This is a genomic window from Anaerotruncus sp. AF02-27 (genome assembly GCF_003465835.1).
Lineage (GTDB): Bacteria > Bacillota > Clostridia > Oscillospirales > Ruminococcaceae > Anaerotruncus > Anaerotruncus rubiinfantis.
This window is the reverse complement of record NZ_QSBX01000007.1, coordinates 65,254-81,599: the sequence shown is the minus strand read 5'-3', so window position 1 is coordinate 81,599 and position 16,346 is coordinate 65,254. Positions and strand designations below refer to the sequence as shown.

Annotated in this window: 13 protein-coding genes; 8 read left to right on the top strand and 5 right to left on the bottom strand. The window is 56.4% G+C overall.

Annotation, left to right across the window (positions count from 1 at the left end):
• Positions 1-67: 67 nt before the first annotated feature.
• Together DWV16_RS07765 and DWV16_RS07760 are read left to right on the top strand one after the other, a co-directional pair.
• On the top strand, positions 68-1,585 hold the full coding sequence (locus tag DWV16_RS07765) for a DUF1538 domain-containing protein (RefSeq protein WP_118478575.1): 1,518 nt from the start codon (positions 68-70) through the stop codon (positions 1,583-1,585).
• Positions 1,586-1,601: 16 nt separating this feature from the next.
• The gene (locus tag DWV16_RS07760; RefSeq protein WP_066455897.1) at positions 1,602-2,291 is read left to right on the top strand and encodes a hypothetical protein; all 690 of its coding nucleotides are present in this window, start codon (positions 1,602-1,604) and stop codon (positions 2,289-2,291) included.
• A gap of 72 nt (positions 2,292-2,363) precedes the next feature.
• Here DWV16_RS07760 and DWV16_RS07755 read toward each other — a convergent pair whose 3' ends face one another.
• The 3 genes from DWV16_RS07755 to DWV16_RS07745 form a co-directional block, all read right to left on the bottom strand.
• Positions 2,364-3,281, bottom strand: coding sequence for an AEC family transporter (locus DWV16_RS07755; protein ID WP_118478573.1), 918 nt, complete (start codon positions 3,279-3,281; stop codon positions 2,364-2,366).
• Positions 3,282-3,391: 110 nt separating this feature from the next.
• Positions 3,392-4,801, bottom strand: coding sequence for a glucuronate isomerase (gene uxaC, locus DWV16_RS07750; RefSeq protein WP_066455907.1), 1,410 nt, complete (start codon positions 4,799-4,801; stop codon positions 3,392-3,394).
• A gap of 51 nt (positions 4,802-4,852) precedes the next feature.
• Entirely contained in the window at positions 4,853-5,845 is a 993-nt protein-coding gene (locus DWV16_RS07745) for a LacI family DNA-binding transcriptional regulator (RefSeq protein WP_066455910.1), read from the bottom strand.
• A 244-nt stretch (positions 5,846-6,089) separates the two neighbouring features.
• On the opposite strand from DWV16_RS07745, the gene DWV16_RS07740 reads away from it, so the two are divergent.
• Positions 6,090-7,559: a tagaturonate reductase gene (locus DWV16_RS07740; RefSeq protein WP_066455918.1), complete on the top strand. Its 1,470-nt coding sequence runs from the start codon at positions 6,090-6,092 to the stop codon at positions 7,557-7,559.
• Between the two features lie 76 nt (positions 7,560-7,635).
• The gene (locus DWV16_RS07735) at positions 7,636-9,117 is read left to right on the top strand and encodes a UxaA family hydrolase (protein WP_066455921.1); all 1,482 of its coding nucleotides are present in this window, start codon (positions 7,636-7,638) and stop codon (positions 9,115-9,117) included.
• 77 nt (positions 9,118-9,194) lie between these two features.
• Here DWV16_RS07735 and DWV16_RS07730 read toward each other — a convergent pair whose 3' ends face one another.
• Positions 9,195-9,815, bottom strand: a complete 621-nt coding sequence (locus DWV16_RS07730) for a GntR family transcriptional regulator (RefSeq protein WP_118478571.1) — start codon at positions 9,813-9,815, stop codon at positions 9,195-9,197.
• Positions 9,816-9,906: 91 nt separating this feature from the next.
• Positions 9,907-11,679, bottom strand: a complete 1,773-nt coding sequence (locus DWV16_RS07725) for a thiamine pyrophosphate-binding protein (protein WP_199719772.1) — start codon at positions 11,677-11,679, stop codon at positions 9,907-9,909.
• A 335-nt stretch (positions 11,680-12,014) separates the two neighbouring features.
• Between DWV16_RS07725 and DWV16_RS07720 the strand changes: the two genes are divergently transcribed.
• From DWV16_RS07720 to DWV16_RS07705, 4 genes are read left to right on the top strand one after another with little or no spacing between them, the layout of a single operon-like run.
• Positions 12,015-12,908, top strand: a complete 894-nt coding sequence (locus DWV16_RS07720) for a hydroxymethylglutaryl-CoA lyase (RefSeq protein WP_118478567.1) — start codon at positions 12,015-12,017, stop codon at positions 12,906-12,908.
• A gap of 27 nt (positions 12,909-12,935) precedes the next feature.
• On the top strand, positions 12,936-14,336 hold the full coding sequence (locus tag DWV16_RS07715) for an aldehyde dehydrogenase family protein (protein WP_118478565.1): 1,401 nt from the start codon (positions 12,936-12,938) through the stop codon (positions 14,334-14,336).
• Between the two features lie 34 nt (positions 14,337-14,370).
• A complete protein-coding gene (locus DWV16_RS07710) occupies positions 14,371-15,186 on the top strand; it encodes a sugar phosphate isomerase/epimerase (RefSeq protein WP_118478563.1) in 816 nt (271 codons plus the stop codon).
• A 38-nt stretch (positions 15,187-15,224) separates the two neighbouring features.
• Positions 15,225-16,292: a zinc-binding dehydrogenase gene (locus DWV16_RS07705; protein ID WP_158572818.1), complete on the top strand. Its 1,068-nt coding sequence runs from the start codon at positions 15,225-15,227 to the stop codon at positions 16,290-16,292.
• Positions 16,293-16,346: the final 54 nt, after the last annotated feature.

The window sequence follows — 16,346 nt, the reverse complement described above, 5'->3', positions numbered from 1 at the left end:
ATTTCATAAAGATCAAAGGGGGTGGAACAGGGGCAGACCGATGTGACTAGATAAAGGGAGGTTACACATGAATAAAAATTTGAGAAACAAGATCAAGGAGGCGTTGACCGCGGTTGTGCCAATCTGCGGGATCGTATTGCTTTTGCATCTGACCATCGCCCCGTTACCGGGCGGGACAATGGCGCTTTTCGGCGTTGGGATGCTGCTGCTGATCCTCGGTATGGGTCTGTTTATGCTGGGAGCGGATCTCTCCATGATGGCGATGGGCGAACGCATCGGCGCGCGCCTGAGCGAAAGCCGCAACCTGCTGCTTTTGGTCGCGGTATCCTTTGCCATGGGGATGTTCATCACCATCGCGGAACCGGACCTGCAGGTGCTGGCCACACAGGTGCCGTCAGTGCCCAATATGACCCTCATCCTGGCGGTTGCATTCGGCGTGGGGGTCATGCTGGTGTTTGCCCTGCTGCGTATTGTGTTTCAGTTTAAACTGGCGCACATGCTGCTCGTCTTTTATGCCATTGTATTCCTTTTTGCAACCTCCACGCCGCCGGGCTTTCTGGCGGTGGCGTTCGATTCGGGCGGCGTGACCACCGGCCCGATCACGGTTCCGTTCATCCTGGCGCTCGGCATCGGCGTGGCGGCGGTGCGCGGGGGCAAGACCGCCTATGAGGACAGCTTTGGACTGGTTGGGATCTGTTCGGTTGGACCGATCATCGCGGTCATGCTGTTGGGCTCAACCTATCAGGCCGCGCCGGGCGGGGATGCCGCGGCGGTTGTCTCAAATCCCGCGAACGCGGCAGAGCTGGCCGGGCTGTTCCTGTACGGGTTCCCGCATTACCTGCGGGAGGTTGGACTCGCGCTTGCACCGATCATCCTGTTTTTTATCGTGTTCCAGATGTGCAGCCTGAAATTGCCTCGCAGCCAGCTCATCAAGATCGCGGTCGGCATGGTCTATACCTTTCTGGGGCTGGTACTTTTCCTCACAGGGGTCAATGTAGGCTTCATGCCCGCCGGCAACCTTCTGGGTGCAACCATTGCGAACCTGCCGTACAATTGGGTGATCATCCCGATCGGCATGGTGATCGGATTCTTTGTGGTCGCCGCCGAACCGGCCGTCCATGTGCTCAATAAGCAGGTGGAAGAGCTTTCGGGCGGGGCGATCTCCCGCCGCACAATGATGGCGGGGCTCTCGATTGGCATGTCGCTGTCACTTGGGTTTGCGATGACGCGGGTACTGACGGGAATCCATATCTTCTGGTTCCTGCTGCCCGGATATCTGCTGGCGTTGGCACTCACCTTTTTTGTGCCCGGCGTGTTCACCGCCGTGGCGTTCGACTCGGGCGGTGTGGCTTCCGGGCCGATGACCGCGACGTTCCTGCTTCCGTTTGCAATGGGCGCGTGCGGCGCTGTGGGCGGCAATATCCTGACCGACGCGTTCGGCATTGTAGCGATGGTTGCGATGACGCCGCTTGTGACCATCCAGATTCTCGGACTCATCTACCGGCTGAAAACCCGTGGCGGAACGCTGCAGGCACCGGCTGAAGAAACCGGGGACGCGGAAACCGTCGATATCATCGAGCTTTAAGGAGGGTTTGCGAGATATGTCGAATGAACCTGTAAAGATATCCCTGATCATAACCATCGTCAACCGCGGCCGCGGGGAAAAAGCGGCCGAGATCGCGGGCCGTTACGGCGGGCTTTTTAACCTGTGCATGCTTGGACGGGGCACTGCGGACAGCGTCCTGCTCGATTACCTGGGTCTGGGGGAAACTGAAAAGGATGTGATGCTCAGCGCGCTGGCATCGGCCAAAGCGCCGCTGCTGCTGTCTGAGCTCTCCGCCGGGCTGGAACTTGCACGGAATGGGAATGGAATCGCCTTCACCATCCCGGCCAGCAGCGTGGGCGGACCGAAAACGATGCATTTTCTGGCGGGCCGGGATACGGAGGCCTGTGAAGAGGAGGAAATCATGAACGAGAAGAAATGCGAACTGATCCTGACCGTCGTTTCCCGTGGATTGGCAGACCTTGTGATGGAGGCGGCCAAAGAGCATGGCGCGACCGGCGGCACCATCCTGCATGCGCGCGGCACCGGTATCCACGAGGCGGAGAAATTTTTCGGCATCCCAATCACGCCCGAAAAGGAAGTGGTTATGATCCTTGCGAAGAAGGAATGCAAGCGGGCGATCATGCAGGCGGTCTGTGAAAAGGCCGGCCTTTCCACAGAGGCGCACGGGATTTCCTTCTCGCTGCCGGTGGATGACGTGGTTGGCGCGTCGAGCTTCCAGGAGTGAGCTGACAAAATCAGAAAACAGAAAAAACGAACGGATACGGCATTGCCGTATCCGTTCGTTTTTTGTTTCAGGTTATACAGAGGTGAGCATCAAAACCGCGGTCATACACAGGATGCTGATCGGGATGCTGATCGAATTCATAACAGCCGAAGGGGCCGGATCGATGCCGCAGCGGTCGGTAAAGACCGGCGCGAGGCAGGAGATCGGGGAAAAGACCAGGAGCGCGATGATCTGGCGGTAGAGCTGCGGCAGCGGCAGCAGAAAATAAACGGCACAGGCAAAAACGGCCGAAAGCAGGTAACGGCCAGCGAGCACCCGGACGATGACGCGCGCGGCGCCGGTGCCGCGGCCAACTTCAAACAGCATACCGAGCATCAGCATGGCCAGCGGCGCGCTTGCGGAACTGATCATGGAAGCCACCGAGATGATTGGCTCGGGCAGCCCCACATGCAGCGGGGAAAGCGCCAGGAGCACGACGTATAAAACGAACGGCGGCATCGAAAAAAGTGAACGCAGCAGCGCACGCATGGAAAATTTGGCGCCGCCGCGGCCAAGCACCGCACAGGCAACCGAATAGCTGACCCCATAACACATGATCGAACAGGCGATGTCAAAGACGCAGACGACCACGATGGCGGCGCCGGAAAAGAAGGCCTGCAAAAACGGCAGCGCAAAGGTGCCAAGATTGTAGGTGCAGGTGTTCAGGACACTGTAGGCCGCCTCCGGGCCAGGCCGCCTCCTGCCCAGCAGCCAGCCGGCGCCGAGCATCGAGAAATTGATGGCAAAGCTCACAAGCAATACCAAAAAGAGGTCATGATCGATTGAAACGCCCTGGAAGTTCACCAGGACGGCGGCCGGCACGGTCACGTTGACCAGCACCTTGGAAAGGACGATGCCGTCCTCCTTGCGAAACAGACCAACCCGCTTGAGGAAGTAGGCCAGCGCGATCAGAAACAAAAAACCGCATGCTTTGGTGAGGATGCCCGCCATGGGATAGCCTCCTTGCTGTCATGATCGTAAAAATGGGGCCGGGATTTCCCGGCCCCAGGGTTTGGCGGGATCAGAGGTGATCCCGCGCGGGGGATTTGCCCGATACCGGATCAGATGTCAAACCCAAAGAAATTTTTGGTATTGTTATAGCAGATATCCTCCACCATCTTGCCGAGCAGCTCGCGGTTGTCAGGATATTCGCCGTCTTCGACCCAGCTGCCAATCAGGTTGCAAAGGATGCGGCGGAAATACTCGTGGCGGGTGTAGGAAAGGAAGCTGCGGCTGTCGGTAAGCATGCCGATGAAGTTGCCAAGTAGCGAGAGATTTGCAAGGCTCACGAGCTGCTGCTCCATGCCGGCTTTGGTGTCGTTGAACCACCAGGCAGAACCGTGCTGGATCTTATTGTGATAACCGGCGCCTTGGAAACAGCCGAGCACGGTGCCAAGCATCGCATTATCCGCGCCGTTGAGGGAGTAGAGGACGGTCTTGGGAAGTTCGTCGGTGGCGTCGAGCGCGTCGAAGAAACGGGTCAGCGCAAACGCATCGAGGGTGTTGCCCATGCAGTCAAATCCGGTGTCCGCACCGAGTTTTTCGAACATGCGGGAGTTGGTGTTGCGTACCGCGCCGTAATGCAGCTGCATGACCCAGCCGCGGCGCGCATACTGGCGCGCAAGGAAAACAAGGATGCCGGTCTTATATTTGAGCACATCCTCCGCCGAAAGGGTTTTGCCGGCGAGCGCGTCCTTCACGATGCGGTTGAGCTCCTCTTTGGAAGCGGGTGCGTAGAAAGCGAAATCCAGCGCGTGGTCGGAGGCGCAGCAGCCCATCGAAGCGAAGAAGTCGAGACGGCTTTCAAGCGCGGCACAGACCGAATCAAAATCGGAGACCGCGACGCCGGAGACTTCGGAAAGGGTCTTGATGTAACCAGTATACGGGGCCTGCTCGATATTCATGGCCTTGTCGGGGCGCCATGCGGGCAGGACTTTTACCTCCCAATCGGGATCTTCCGCGAGCTTTTTGTGCCAGCGCAGGTCGTCAATCGGATCGTCGGTGGTGCAGATGAGCTTGACGTTCGATTTGCGGATGAGGCCCCGCACGCTCATGCTGGGATCAGCCAGTTTTTTGTTGCAGGTATCCCAGACCTGCTGGGCAGTCGCTTTGCCGAGCACGCCATCGTAATCGAAGTAGCGCTGCAGCTCGAGATGGGTCCAGTGGTAGAGCGGGTTTCCAATCGCCTTGTCGAGCGTCTCGGCCCAGGCTTCGAACTTGTCGCGGTCGCTGCCGGAGCCGGTCACATTCTCCTCCGGGGTGCCGTTGGTGCGCATCTGGCGCCATTTGTAATGGTCGCCCAGCAGCCAGGGCTGCGCGATGTTTTCGAAACGGCGGTCCTCGGCGATTTCAGCCGGGTTGATGTGGCAATGATAGTCGATGATCGGCATCTTTGCCGCGTGGTTGTGATAGAGGTACTTGGCGGTTTCGTTTTGAAGCAGGAAATCCGCGTCCATGAATTTTTTAGCCATCTCAATCATCCTTTACTGTATTTTAAAATTGGGGTGAATAAAACGCAAAGGTTAGAACCGTGTGGTGCGCCGCTGGATAAGCTCCCCGGAGAGCAGGGTTTTGGAAGGGAAATCCTTGCCGCCGAAAACGCCGAACAGAGTGGAAATGGCGGTCATGCAGAGCGCCTCCACCCGGCTGTCGACCGTGGTGAGTTCCGGCTCACAGCAGCGGGACAGGATGGAGTTATTATACCCAATGATCGACACATCACGCGGGACCTGCAGGCCGTGGGAAAGAGAAGCCTTGATCGCGGCGACGGCAAGCTCGTCCTCGGAAGCGACCACCGCGTCGAACAGGACGCCGCTGTCAAAAAGCTTGCCCACCGCTTCGATGCCGCCCGCGATCCCGTGTTCGCAGTAGACGATGAGCCGTTCATCCACCGGCATCCCGGCCTGGGTGAGCGCCCAGCGGTATCCTTCGAGCTTCTGTTTGCCGCTGTAGGTATCGGTGTCATAGAGATAAACCACCCGGCGGCGGCCCGCGCTGAGCAGGCATTTGACGGCATCGGAGACCGAGCCGAAATCGTCGCAGAGGACACAGTAGACATTGTCCGCCTTGAGGTATCCGTTGATAAGGATCACCGGGACCTCCTGCGCGGCGGAAATGATATAGGAGACGTCGCCGCTGACAAAATGGGAGCCGACCAGGATCACCGCGTCAACCCGCTTGGAAAGCAGCACGCCAAGATAGCTTTTGCGGTCCTCCTGTTCGCTGCCGGTGCAGCAGAGCAGCGCGTCATAGCCGCGTGCGCGCAATTCCCGCTCCAGTGCGGAAACGGCGGAGGCGAGATAGATATCCGAGACGTCCATGCACATGACGCCAACCGTTTTGATTGAGTTCAGCCCAAGCCCGCGTGCAAAGGCGTTCGGCGTATAGCCTTTTTCCGCCATGACGCTGAGCACCCGCTGGCGGGTGGCTTCGCTCACGCCCTTTTTTCCGTTGATGACGCGGGAAACGGTGGCGATGGATACGCCGGATTTTCGCGAAATATCATAAATAGTCATTGCAAAATCACCCCTGCAATTGCATTATAAGCGAAACGTAAGCGCTTTACAAGTGCTTTCACATTTTGAGAGAGAAATTCGTCAAAAGCAACAAATGAGGACGAAAATTTAGAAAGAAACCACAAGTTTTGAAAAAAGGAGATTAAAATTTATGGATGACTATTGACTTTTTTCAGAGCTGCATTTATGATGAAAACGTAAACGCTTACGTCGAAGCGAAAAAGATGGAGGAGACGATCTGAATATGAAAAACCTGAACAAAGACATGGCCAAAAAAGTTTCCCGCCCCATCGCCGTCATGCAGTACGGCGAAGGCAATTTCCTGCGTGCTTTCGTGGATTATATGATCGATATTGCAAATGAAAAAGGTGTGACCGATATGGGCATTGCAATCGTCAAGCCCATCACCTTTGGTTCCCTTGAGCGTTTTGACGCCCAGGACAACCTCTACACCGTGGTTCTGCGCGGCCGTCAGGACGGCAAAACCGTCAACGACGCACGCATCGTCACCAGCGTCGAGGAGGCGGTCGACGCCTACACCCAGTACGACCGCTATATGGAAATCGGGTGCCTCGACACCCTGAAGATCATTGTTTCCAACACCACTGAAGCTGGCATCGTTTTTGACGAGACCGATAAATTTGAAAGCACACCGCCCACTACCTATCCCGGCAAACTGACCAAGGTTCTCTATGAGCGCTTCAAGAAATTTAACGGCGCCGCTGACAAGGGCGTTATCATCATCCCCTGCGAGCTCATCGAGCACAACGGAGATAAACTGAGCGACTGTGTCAACAAGTTTATCGACCTGTGGAAGCTCGGCGAGGACTTCAAGGCCTGGGTCAATGAAAACTGCACCTTCTGCTGCACCCTGGTCGACCGCATTGTCACCGGCTATCCGCGTGACAGCATCGAGGAGATCACCGCGCAGCTGGGCTACAACGACCAGCTGGTCGACACCGCCGAGCCCTTCGGGCTCTGGGTCATCGAGAGCAAGAAACGCGACATCTCCGGCATCTTCCCGATCGATAAGGCCGGCCTGCCGGTTGTCTTTACCGACGACCAGACCCCGTACCGCGAGCGCAAGGTCCGCATCCTCAACGGCGCGCACACCTCCACTGTCCTGGCCGGCTACCTGGCGGGCTTTGAGATTGTGGGCGAGATCATGAAGGACCCGGATGTCCGCAAATATATGGAGACTGCGGTTTTTGAGGAGATTGTCCCGACCGTCCGTCTGCCGCACGACGAGGTTGTCGCGTTTGCCAACTCGGTATTCGAGCGTTTCGAGAACCCATTCATCCGTCACCGCCTGCTCGACATTTCGCTCAACTCGGTTTCCAAATGGAAAGCCCGCGTGCTGCCCTCCTTCCGCGACAATGTCGCCAAAAACGGCAAGCTGCCGAAATTCCTGACCTTCTCGTTCGCGGCGCTGCTCGCCTTCTATACCTCCGATACGCTTGTCGACGGCGTCCTCAAAGGCAGCCGCGGCGGCGAGAGCTACGACATCAAGGACGACGCTGCGGTGCTTGCGTTCTTCGCGAAGAATTCGAAAGCGCTTTCGTCCAAAGAATTTGTACAGGCGGCAGCTTCGGAAACCCGTTTCTGGGGCGAGGACCTCACCAAATACGAGGGGTTTGTCGATACTGTCGCTGCATACCTTGATGCCATTCACAAAGACGGCATGAAAGCCGTTGTGCATGAACTGGTAAAATAAAGACCTTTTCGCGGACGGCTTCGCAGATAAACGCGGAGCCGTCCTGCCGTCAGAGTAAAGATACAGGAGGATCTCCATGGTAAATTTCATTAAAATCCATCCCGATGACAATGTTGGCGTCGCGATCCGCCCGATTGCCAAAGGCGAGACGGTCGACGCGGGCGGCGTGCAGGTCACGGCGCTTGAGGAGATCAAAGCCGGGCATAAGATGGCGCTGGCCCCGATCAAAAAAGGCGAAAACGTCATCAAATATGGCCACGCCATCGGGTCCGCGCAGGCGGACATCGCAGCTGGCGAATGGGTGCATGTCCAGAACCTGCGGACCAATCTGAACGACAAGCTGGAATACACCTATTCCCCCGCCCTGCGGAATATTTCCCCGGAAAAGCCTCAGACTTTCCAGGGCTATGTCCGTCCGGACGGCAAGGTTGGCGTTCGCAACGAACTCTGGATTATCCCGACGGTCGGATGCGTCAACGGGATCGCGCAAATCATCGCGCGCGAGGCGCAGGAGCTGGTAAAAGGTTCCATTGACGGGCTTTATGCCTTTGCGCATCCATATGGCTGCTCCCAGCTTTCGGAGGACCATAAGATGACCCAGAAAGCCCTGGCAGGGCTTGTAAACCATCCGAACGCGGGCGGCGTGCTGGTGCTGGGGCTCGGCTGTGAAAACAACAACATCGGTGAATTCCAGAAGGTGCTGGGAGAGACCGACCCGCGCCGGGTCAAGTTCCTCAACTGCCAGGACGCGGATGACGAAGTGGCGGCGGCAGTCGGACTGCTGCGTGAGCTGGCTGAATATGCGGGCGGCTTCCAGCGGGAGGCCTGCCCGGCCGACAAACTGGTCATCGGCCTCAAATGCGGCGGTTCGGACGGACTGTCCGGCATCTCCGCGAACCCGCTGGTCGGCGCGTTTTCGGATATCCTGGTCGCGCAGGGCGGTACCAGTATCTTGACCGAGGTGCCGGAGATGTTCGGTGCGGAAACCATCCTGATGAACCGCTGCAAGGACGAGGCGACTTTTGAAAAGACAGTCGCGCTCATCAATAACTTCAAAGATTATTTCATCCGCTATGGGCAGGAGATCTATGAGAACCCATCCCCGGGCAACAAAGCGGGCGGCATTTCAACGCTTGAGGACAAATCCCTCGGCTGCACCCAGAAGGGTGGCAGTGCCACTGTCATGGACGTGCTCGCTTACGGCGACCCGGTCAAGGCGCATGGCCTCAACCTTCTGCAGGCGCCGGGCAACGACCTGGTTGCGTCGACCGCGCTGGCGGTTTCGGGCGCGCAGATCGTACTGTTCACAACCGGCCGCGGCACACCGTTCGGCTGCCCGGTACCGACTGTAAAGATTTCCAGCAACACCCCGCTCTATGAGCGCAAACGCGGCTGGATCGATTTCAACGCGGGCGCCTTCGTAGACGGCACGCCGATGGAAGAGCTCTCCCGCACCTTCTATGATTATATCCTGTCGGTCGCATCCGGCGAGCACACCACCGGCGAAAATCACGGCGTGCGCGACCTTGCGATCTTTAAGGACGGCGTCACCCTTTAAACCGAGCACAATATGTGCAAGAAGGCCCCAGCAAATCAAAGGATTTGCCGGGGCCTTTTTTTTACGTCTGCGGCGGATTAATGCTGGCTGATGTGATGCTCCATTTCGGTCGCAGCGGCCTCAAAGTTTCCGGATTTGATAAATCGCAGGATATTTTCATGTCCGTGCAGTGAGTGGAGATTGGCGTCATACTGCTCGTGCAGGAGATATTTTGGGAAACTGTGCCACAGCTTTTCAATCAGCTCAAGTAGGAGCGGAGATCCCGCCGCGTTATAAATGAGAAAATGGAAATCGGTGTTGAGCCTGTGCAGGGACTTCCAGTTCCCTGCTTTTAACTCCGTCCAAGCTTGCGCGAGGATGTCCCCCATCTGAGAGATATCCTCATCGCTCAGATGGCCGCGCGAATAGAGCACCGCCTTCGGTTCCAGAATACTGCGCACAAAGAGGATATCATCCATCTTTTGCCTTGAAAAGTTGGCAACCACATAGCCCTTGTCCATCTGGTTTTCGATCAGGGCGTCATTTTCCAGGATACGCAGCGCGTCACGCACCGGCATCCGGCTGACCCCCAGCTTGTCTGCAAGCAAACTTTGATTCAACCTTTCACCGGGGCGGAAATCCCCTTCCAGAATGCTTGTTTTCAGTTTTTCGTAGACCACCTCGTGTAAAGGGACCTTTTTGATGGTTTCAATCGCCACTGTTTGTCACTCCCTATTTTTAGATCGCTTCCCGTTGAACCGGCATGGCGGCGAGGGGAATCTATGACCACCGCCCTGGCGTGGGGCGGAATCATTTTACAGGTACAAAATTGGGCATTGGCGGCGCATAGGGTACAAACTGCCAGGAACCTGTCCCAATGGGGCCGATGTCCCGGTCGACAATCACGTCGAGTACGCATGGACGGTTGCTTTTTATCGCAGCTTCGAGTGCGGGGGCAAGGTCCTGTGGACGCTCCACGCGTACGCCGTCCGCACCGAACGCCCGTGCCAACGCGGCATAATCGGGGTTCCAGAGCTCCCCGGACACACTGTCACGGAAACTGGTGCACAATTCACGCTTGAAGTAACCGTTCTGCAGGTCGCGGATCGAGCCGAACGCGTGGTTGTTGATGATGACCCAAATTGCCGGGATGTGGTACTCGACTGCGGTTGCGACAATCTGGGGGGTCATCAGGAAGCTGCCGTCGCCCACGAAAGCCACTGCCGGCCGGTCCGGTGCGGCAAGCTTGGCACCCACAACGCCCGCGGTTGCGAAGCCCATGCAGGCGAAGCCCCAGGACTGCATGATCGTCTGACTTTCGTAAGCTTTCCAGAACTGAACCGCCCAGTTGTGGTGCACCCCCACATCGCTCAGGAAAATGCCGTTTTCCGGAAGTGCCTTTCGGATCTCGTTGATAAGGCGGCCCGGCGCGATGGGATATGCGTCGCTTTCGAGCAGCGGACGAACCGAAAGGTCCCAGATCCCCTGCCAATCCCGGATACGACCGATCCAGGCGGTGTAATCGGGCTTCTCACGTGAAAATTTTACCTCAGCGGCTTTGAGAAGCTGGGCCATGAAGAGCTTGATGTCGGCTACGATGCCGAGTTCAACCGGATAGGTGCGGCCGATTTCCCGCGGGTCAATATCGACCTGGATGAGCTTGTTCACCCGCATATCGTAGGTGATGCCATCGATCCAGCCGCTGGTGGAGCGGTCATCGAAGCTGGTGCCAAGCGCGATCAGCAGGTCGGCATGGATGCCAGCCTGGTTGGAGGCATAGGTGCCGTTGCGCCCGGTCGCGCCGAGACAAATGGGATCGCGTTCGTCAATGATCCCTTTGCCCATCGGACTGGTATGCACTGGAATGCCCATGAATTTTGCAAAAGCGAGAATCTCTGCGCCCGCTTCAGAGAGGACTGCACCGTTGCCGGCGACGATGAGCGGCCGTTCGGCCTTGACCAGCATCCCGAGCACCTTTTCGACGGCGGCGGGGTCGGCTTGGCAACGCTGCATGAGGCTGGGCAGCCAGTCGCGGTAATGCTGGCATTCGACCTCGTCCTCCTCCTGGAAAACGTTGAAGGGCACATCCAGGTTGACCGGCCCCGGACGTCCCTCGACACACTCATTATACGCCTGCCGGACAGCGATGGGAAGCATATCTACGCGTGTCGGCTGAAAACTTCTTTTGACATACGGCCGGATGACTGACGGGTAATCCCCCTGGAAGTAACGCCCGGTTTCCTGGAAAGGGCATTTGTTGAACTGCTGGGTGGGGGCATTGCCGGTGATCGCCAAAAAGGCGGAGGAATCCATAAAAGCGGTTGCCAGCGGCGTGACCATGTTGGTGGAACCCGGGCCGCAGGATGAGAAGGTTGCGAGCGGACGGTGCTTGACACGGTAGTAGACATCTGCGATGTGGCCGGCAGATTGCTCGTGGCGGACGGTGAGGGTCTTGATGGAGTCCTGCCGTTCGCAGAGCGAATCCATTAGCCCGATGATGCCGTGACCGCAAAGACCCACGGCATAGGGGACACCCGCCTCTACCAGATAATCGACGATGATATCGGCGCCTTTTTTCTTCAACAGTATACACTCCTTTTATGTTGTTGCTGAAAGATTGGGAATCAAGATCGGATAGTGTATATTGGATATCGGATATCGATATTATACGGGAATCCCAATTGTGATGCAAGCACAAATTTCAATTTTCGGGAAAAGTTCCTGTATTGCACAAAAAATCGTGGAAATGCTGCGCTATTGTGCAAAATTTGATTGGCAATAAGTCACAATCAGGCAAACTGAATATTATCCAACTTTCAATATTGATTAATTTTGGTTGAAATGTTATAGTAAAATTAAAGATTGGATATCGGATATTGGATAACGAAAAACTTAAAAAGCAAAGGCGGAAGTTATCGATGAAAGGTCATATCCAGATTACCGAGGTTGCACCGCGCGACGGATTCCAGATTCTTCCGCGCCGCATTCCGCTTGCGGAGAAAATCACCCTGATTGAAAAGTTGATCCGCGCGGGCTGTGAAGAGATCGAAGCCGCCTCCTTTGTGAGTCCAAAATGGGTTTTGCAGATGGCGGACAGTGCCGAAATCTGCAAGGCGTTTGCTGGGCGGCGGGAAACAGAGCTCACCTATCTAGTCCCCAACCTGCGTGGTGCACAGCTTGCGGTCGAAGCGGGGGCCAGGCAGCTTTTCGTCACCACCAGTGCGAGCGACAAGCACAGCCGCGAGAACCTTAACCAAACGATCGAAGAGGTACTCGCAGGCGCGAAGGAGATCGCACGCCTCGCTTACGCGCATGGCGTGACCTGCACAGCTAGCATTGCAGCGGCGTTTGGCTATTCCCCCGATCCGCATGGAGTCAGCCGCGAGCAGGTCTGTAGTATGGCAAAAACGCTGGCGGATGCGGGCTTTTCGGCTCTCACCCTCTGTGATACCTCCGGCGAAGCTGACCCGGATGGAATCGCATTTCTGTGCGACGCGACCGCGTGTGCGGTGGATCTGCCGCTCGGCGTACATCTGCACCAGGCGGGCGGGATCGAATATGCCAATGCGCTCGCCGCGCTGCAATCGGGTGTGCGGATCTTTGAAGCGGCGGTGGGTGGCTTGGGTGGATGCCCTTATATTAAAAAAGCGAAAGGAAATATCGCTACAGAGACGCTTGTCCGGATGTTCCATGCCATGGGCTACGAAACCGGAATCGATCTTAAAAAACTGGAAGAATGCGCAGCCAGAGCAAAAGCGCTGCAGGCAGCGTATGGAACCCCCGCGTGCGCGGACAACTGTGCCGCCCAGTAAGAAATTGGAAAGGGAGATTTAGAATATATGGATGAGAAAGCATATGTGCAGGAGTTAGTTACAAAAAGCCGCAAAGCGCAGGCCGTTGCATGGGATTATTCCCAACGGCGAGTCGACGAGCTTGCCGCGGCGATCATGTATAGCCTTTCCCGCCCGGCAATCGCCGCGGAGCTTGCAAAGCTGTCGTTTGAGGAGACCGGAATGGGCACCTATGAGGCGAAGGTCAAACGCTTCACCGGAAAACTCCCCCAGATCTGGGAGGAGATCAAGTCGGTGAAGACGGTGGGCGAGGTGGAACGAATTCCGGAAAAGGGTATTGTGAAGATCGCAAAACCGGTTGGCACCATCGCGGCCTTGATTCCCAGCACCACTGCGGACGCAACTCCGATCTTTAAAGGTGTACTCGGGCTGCGTGGACGCAATTCCGTAATTTTCGCGCCGCACCCAGGAGCAAAACGCACGACTTTCGCTGTGGTGGAAAAGATGCGAGAGGTGCTCCGTCTGAACGGAGCGCCCGAGGACCTCTTTCTCTGTATCGAGGAGCCGTCAAAACTGTTGGCCAAGGAACTGATGGCAGTTTGTGACATCACCTTCGCGACGGGAAGCCATGACATGGTGGTCGCGGCATATTCCTCCGGCAAACCGGCTTACGGCGTGGGGGTGGGCAACGCGGTGGTCGTTGTGGATGAGACGGCTGATCTTGCCAAGACAGCCGATATGATCCGTCTGAGCAAGACGACCGACAACGCCACCGGCTGTTCGGCGGAGAACTCGCTCGTCATCCAGGAAACTGTCTATGACGCCTTCCTCCAGGAGCTGGAAAAGCAGGGCGGCCACCTGGTGAACGCCGAAGAGAAGGAGAAGCTGCAAAAGACCATGTGGATTGACGGCAAGCTCAACCGCAAGATCGTCGCGCGGCCGGTTTCACATATCGCAGAGCTTGCGGGCATCCCTATCCCGGTGGGCACGGGGTTCCTGGTCGTCGAGGAGACCGGCTACGGCAAGCAGTTCCCCTTCTCAGGGGAAAAGCTTTCACTGGTGCTGACCGTCTACAAGTACAAAGAATTCCAGGAGGCCATCGACACGGTCAACGACATCCACAGCTATTCCGGCGCAGGGCACTCCTGTGGCATCCATTCGGTCGACGAGGAGCATATCAAAGCGCTTGCCCTAAATACCCGCACCACAAAAGTTCTGGTCCGCCAGCCCCACCGTGCGGGCAACAGTGGAAATTGGTTCAATGGTCTGGCGCGCACCTTCTCACTCGGCTGCGGAACTTGGGGGGGAAATATCGTTTCCGAGAACATCACCCAAAAGCATTTTATGAACACTACCTGGGTTTCGGTTCCGACCGGTCCCATCGGCGGCTGTCCGTACACCGAGGAGGAAATTTTTGGGGATATCCTCAAAGATGTAAAGCTGCTCTGAAACGGCCGATTTTATAGAAAGAAGGGATGTTTCAATGATAAAACTGGGCGTCAACACCTATTCCTTCCTGTGGAACGAATCGCTGGAGGACTCGGTAAAGATTCTTGGCAAAGCGGGATTCAAAGGGATTGAATTCCTTGTGTCACCCCCGCAGTGGGATCTCGACAACTATCGCCCGGGACAGTTCCGGGAGCTTAAAAAGATCATGGACGATTACGGGATGAAGGTGCTGTCGCTCAACATCCCAAGCCTCGACATGAACGTGGCCAGCCCGTTCCCAGAAATGCGCCGTATGACCCTGGAACTCTATAAAAAACTGACGGCAATCTGTCTCGAATTGGACGCGGAGATCCTGCTCGTGCTCGCGGGCAAACGGCACCCGCTTTTGCCGCCTGATTTTGAACTTATCTTCGACTACTGTAAGGATACGCTTGGCAAGGTGCTCGATTACACGAAATACACCGGCCTTACCATCGGCATCGAAACCTGTCCGGCGCTGTTTGTCGACAAGGTCGCGCAGCTCAAACGCCTTAAGGAGGAGCTTGCCGATCCACGAGTAAAGATCGTTTTCGACGCTGCGAACGTTTTTTCGCAGGAGGATCCCGCCCAAGCACTCGAAACGGTCAAGGACGATTTGTGCCTTCTGCACCTTTCGGATACCACAACCGTCAAGTGGGAGCACAACATTCTCGGCACCGGCGCGGTGGACTGCGTGTCCTTTATCAAAGCGGCAGAAGCAGCCGGATACGACGGTTATCTGGTGCTGGAGATCATCAACGACTGTGGCATTGCAGGGATTGAACAAAGTGTGAAATATCTGGAGGAGCGGGGAATCCATCTTTCCAGATAGGCCGATCCATCAGAAACGACGAAAAGGGGATGAACCTGTTGGGAAAAATAAAGGCTGGCGCAAAGGTCAAAGAAGGGTTGGGAAACTTCGAGGTCATCGAGATTGAAAAGCCCCGCTTGCGGGATGTGGACGACGTTCTTTTTCGGGTGACCTCGGTCGGCATGTGTGGCACCGACGTTTCCATCTACAAATGGACCGACACCATCGCACGCGAATACCATCCACAGTTTCCATTGGTTATCGGGCATGAGATGTCCGGGATCGTGGAGGAAGTTGGTACGAACGTGACCAAATTCAAACCTGGCGACCATATCACAGTCAACGAGCATATTTTCTGTGGAAAATGCGACCAGTGTAAAGCGGGGCGTACCTGCATATGCAGCGATCGGGATATCCTGGGCTGTCACATCAACGGCGGTATGACCGAGTATATGGTCGTGCGCCAGAAAAATTGCTTCAAGCTGCCGGATTGTGTCCCCCATTACGCGGGTTCGATTGCTGAGCCGCTTTCGGTAGCGGTGCACGCCGCCGAACGGGTTCCGGTGGAAAGGGGCCAGATTGTGGTTGTTTACGGTGTTGGTACCATCGGGCTCGGTGTTTGCATCGTACTGCTCGAGGCGGGCGCGAAGGTAATTGCTGTGGGTGTGGAAAAGGATGAGAAGCGTCTCGCAATTGCAAAGGAGCTGGGCGCGGTCCCGGTTGTGACCCGCCGTCCGGAGAGCGCCGACATTTTGGATGTCGTGCGCGCACTTGGAGGCACAAGCGGCGCGGATGTGGCCTTTGAATGCTCCGGCGCCTCGCCCGCGCTCGTGAGTGCGCTGGAAGTTATCCATCCCGCTGGCAAGGTGTGCGAGGTCGGCATACCGGGCAAGGACATCGCGCTTGACGTGGGTGGACAGCTTGTATTCAAGGAAAAGACCGTAGTGGGTTCGCGTGCCTTCTATCATTCCACCTGGGACAAAACCATGAAATTGCTTGAAACCAATGCGGACAAAGCCGAAAAACTGATCACGCACCAACTGCCGCTCGAAAAATTTGCGGACGCAATCGACCTGATCCAGTCGGGCGAATGTATCAAAGCAGTGGTCTGTCCGTCAAAGAACTGACAGCGCAACCCTTCCAGGACAAAGCACTAGGAAAGCCCCGTCCAGAATCGTAAG

Excerpts from the sequence above, each read along its gene's own strand:
- DWV16_RS07765 (WP_118478575.1), top strand. The coding sequence starts at position 68 with ATGAATAAAAATTTGAGAAACAAGATCAAGGAGGCGTTGACCGCGGTT.
- DWV16_RS07760 (WP_066455897.1), top strand. The coding sequence starts at position 1,602 with ATGTCGAATGAACCTGTAAAGATATCCCTGATCATAACCATCGTCAAC.
- DWV16_RS07755 (WP_118478573.1), bottom strand. The coding sequence starts at position 3,281 with ATGGCGGGCATCCTCACCAAAGCATGCGGTTTTTTGTTTCTGATCGCG.
- uxaC (WP_066455907.1), bottom strand. The coding sequence starts at position 4,801 with ATGGCTAAAAAATTCATGGACGCGGATTTCCTGCTTCAAAACGAAACC.
- DWV16_RS07745 (WP_066455910.1), bottom strand. The coding sequence starts at position 5,845 with ATGACTATTTATGATATTTCGCGAAAATCCGGCGTATCCATCGCCACC.
- DWV16_RS07740 (WP_066455918.1), top strand. The coding sequence starts at position 6,090 with ATGAAAAACCTGAACAAAGACATGGCCAAAAAAGTTTCCCGCCCCATC.
- DWV16_RS07735 (WP_066455921.1), top strand. The coding sequence starts at position 7,636 with ATGGTAAATTTCATTAAAATCCATCCCGATGACAATGTTGGCGTCGCG.
- DWV16_RS07720 (WP_118478567.1), top strand. The coding sequence starts at position 12,015 with ATGAAAGGTCATATCCAGATTACCGAGGTTGCACCGCGCGACGGATTC.
- DWV16_RS07715 (WP_118478565.1), top strand. The coding sequence starts at position 12,936 with ATGGATGAGAAAGCATATGTGCAGGAGTTAGTTACAAAAAGCCGCAAA.
- DWV16_RS07710 (WP_118478563.1), top strand. The coding sequence starts at position 14,371 with ATGATAAAACTGGGCGTCAACACCTATTCCTTCCTGTGGAACGAATCG.